The organism is Chitinophaga sp. (assembly GCF_036566945.1).
Lineage (GTDB): Bacteria > Bacteroidota > Bacteroidia > Chitinophagales > Chitinophagaceae > Chitinophaga.
Genome location: NZ_DATCVJ010000163.1, coordinates 1 through 3,274 on the forward strand (window position 1 = coordinate 1; position 3,274 = coordinate 3,274).

Genomic DNA, 3,274 nt, shown 5'->3' on the forward strand with positions numbered 1-3,274 from the left:
ACCGGGGCAGGCGCGCCCTTAAATGTGCCATCCCATCCGGTGCGAAAATCCGTGGAAGCGTAAATTTCCACGCCCCAGCGGTTATAGATGCGGAAATATTTGTAGAAGGTAATTCCCACGGGAATAAAGCGGAAACGATCATTTTGTCCATCGCCGTTAGGTGTAAACGCATTGGGAATATAGATTTCAGGCCCTGTATAATATTTTACGCTCACCGTGGCGTAGCCAAAGCATCCCTGTTGATTAGACACGCGCAGTTTGAAAGCAATATCCTTGTTGTAGTTAAGGACCGGATGCGCAATATTAGGATTGGATAATCCGTCTGAAGGCGTCCATGAATAAAAATCTCCGCCGCTGCCCTGCATCTCCAAAGGCTGTCCCCTGGCTAGTATGGTGTCGTTGCCGGCATATGGATTCACTTCGTATATCCGTATATTTTTAGTGACGGTTTTTTCACATTGCTTATCTGTCAATAAGGTCAACGAAATCGTATATACGTTACCTTTAGTAAAGGTATGCTGCAGCGATCGTTGTACGCCGGGCGTAACAATACTATCTGTGGTACCGAAATCCCAGATGTGGGAAATTATATTTCCATACCGGTAAGAGGAAGTATCATTAAACTGTACAGGATCACCCCGGCAGAATCCGTCGGTGGTGAATCCTACCCTCAACCCCGGATAGTTATTTACTTCACCTACTGCGCTATCTGTGCAGGCAAGTCCGGGGTTGACTACCATTTTCACTTTGTACACGCCGGTATCAGCATATTGGTGATAGAACATGGTTTTGCTGTCAGTAAGTGTATCGGTGCCATCTCCGAAGGTCCAGTAATAGGTAGATGAATACCCCGCCACACTGGAATTGCTGATAGGAACATGTAATGCAGGATCATCTGTACAGTTATTCAGCACAGATGGAAAAGTGGCGGTGATTTTAGTCTGGCAGTTAAATACCGTTAGCAATATATCCTTGCTATGTGTACCCAGAAATTTTTGGGTGACTGGATCATATTCATTTACACATACTGTTATTACATATTTCCCGGGCAGATTAGGGGTACAGCTAATCAATCCCTTTGGCGAGATAGATATGCCCGGGCTGCCGCCCATTGGATTACTGCCCGAATAAGGTGGTATATATCTTACAGTAGCATTATAAGGAGGCGGTGTGGTAGAAGTGTTTTCATTGGTGCTGGAACCATCTGTTAATGCGCTGCAGAGGTTATAGGTCAGGCTGTCACCATCTTCATCATATGCGGCATAATCGAGCGTGAAAGGCATGGCGTTGCAAATAATAATAGCCGTGTCTTTGTTGAAGTAGGCGCTATTGTTATTAGGTCTTGATTCGGTACCGGGAATGGTAGTATAATAAGTGGACCCTTCATGTTCTGAGTCATAGATGTTATTCAGCTTTTCACCACGGCAGCAGCGCTGGGAGGCCACGTAATAACCGCCGGGAATAGGCGCCAGTTCAATCACCGCAGTATAAAAGGCTACTTCCAGGTGTTGTGCCTGCGGCGCCAGACAAGGATTTTTCAGGGTATCTATGAGTGGACGTGTTTCAGAAATGTAGAGATATACAGAAGATAAAACTTTGGAACCATTGGCAGTAAATACGTTAGCTGTGACAGGGTTCTCGAATCTGTCGATACAACCTTGTCGGTCGCCGCAGGTAAAATCTGCGTCGCGATACAATTTGAGAGTGATGAGATAACGGTAGCGGGTATTATCTCCGTTCATTCCTAATGTCTTATAAAAAATTTCGCCACCAATGATGTGGTATCCAGCTGCGAAAATAGGGAACAAACAGCAGCTCAATATCAGTAATACAGCTCTCTTCATGATTGGGGGTACTGCTCTCTGAATTTAACACAAAAAGAGCAGATCCGGTTCATTTCGGACAACTTTTATCTTACGAGTGTAACGGTGCCTTTACGTTGAACTGTATTATTGCTGATATCTTTTCCCTGTACTACCCAAACATAGGTACCTACGCCAGCAGTTTGTCCATTCACTGTTCCATCCCATCCCTGAAGATAGGCCGTGGTGGAGTATACGAGTTTACCCCAGCGATCAAAAACGCGGAAGAATTCCATCGTTACAATACCTACCGGCAATGGTCGGAAGATGTCATTTAAACCATCGCCATTGGGAGAGAATGCATTAGGTATATAAATATCCGGCCCTTTAATAAAGCGGACAAAAATGTTGTCGGTACCTGCGCAACCTTCCTGCGTATAGGCGGTAACGGTATATGTAATGTCACGGTTATACGTAGTTACCGGATTATAAATGTTGCGGCTATTTAATCCGTCTGGTGGTGACCAGGTGTAGCGCACACCTCCCGTCGCATTTAGCTGAAATGGGGTGTTCAGCATAATAATAGTATCGTTACCGGCAAAGGCATGTACCTGCGGCACTACATTTACCTGCGCAGTAGCCGTAACCGGTTTTGGGCATCCCAGTGTATCCGTTACAGTTACTGTAAATAAAGTGGTGTCTACCGGGTGGGCTATTGTAACTGCAGCAGAAGCATTATCTACATAATAAGCAGGCGACCAATGGTAATAAGCTCCCCCGGAAGCGCGGAGCGTTAAGGGTACACCAAAACATACGGTGCTATCAGGAGCAGCTGTTGCCTTGGGAGGATCTACTACTTTTAGACTAACGGTATCGGCCCCACGACAACTACCGAGCGCCACCTGCACTTCGTAAGATTGTCCGGGTGGAGTGGGGATCACATATACATCGGGATTAAACGATATGACCGTATTGTTGTTCAGGCTTGTCCAGCGGTAGGTATACAATCCATCGGCAGTAGTTTCCAGGTGAACCTCATCATTTGTACACACGGTGCTGTCAGCAATCGTCTGTACATGGATGGTATTTCTTACATCTACCTTAATATCTTTATCATTCGTACATCCCTGATCATCTACAAAGGTTACTTTATAGGTACTGGTAACCGGCGGAAAAACAATAGGATCAGGCGTATTGGGATTTAAGATAAAATAGTTATCCGGCGTCCAGTTGAATTTACCTGGTAAGGTGCTGTTGGCCCACATATGCAAACTGTCTTTCGCGCAAAGCAAGGTATCGGCCGTGGCATTAAATGGCGGTTTGTCATAAATAGTAATCGGACTAGTAATGGTTTGCTCGCATCCCTTCACATTGCGCACATACAGCTTTACATTATAGGTGCCGGCGGTTTTATACTGATAGTTGGGATTGGCTGCATTGGTGGTATCACCGTTGCCGAAATCCCATTTATA

The 3,274-nt window shown here is 45.4% G+C and carries 2 protein-coding genes; both read right to left on the reverse strand.

The features are described 5' to 3' along the window. Window positions 1-1,742, reverse strand: a 1,742-nt coding sequence (locus tag VIP81_RS04760; RefSeq protein ID WP_331957333.1) for a PKD domain-containing protein, incomplete at its 3' end; no start/stop codon positions are given. Between the two features lie 167 nt (window positions 1,743-1,909). Beyond that, window positions 1,910-3,274, reverse strand: a 1,365-nt coding sequence (locus tag VIP81_RS04765; RefSeq protein WP_331957334.1) for a gliding motility-associated C-terminal domain-containing protein, incomplete at its 5' end; no start/stop codon positions are given.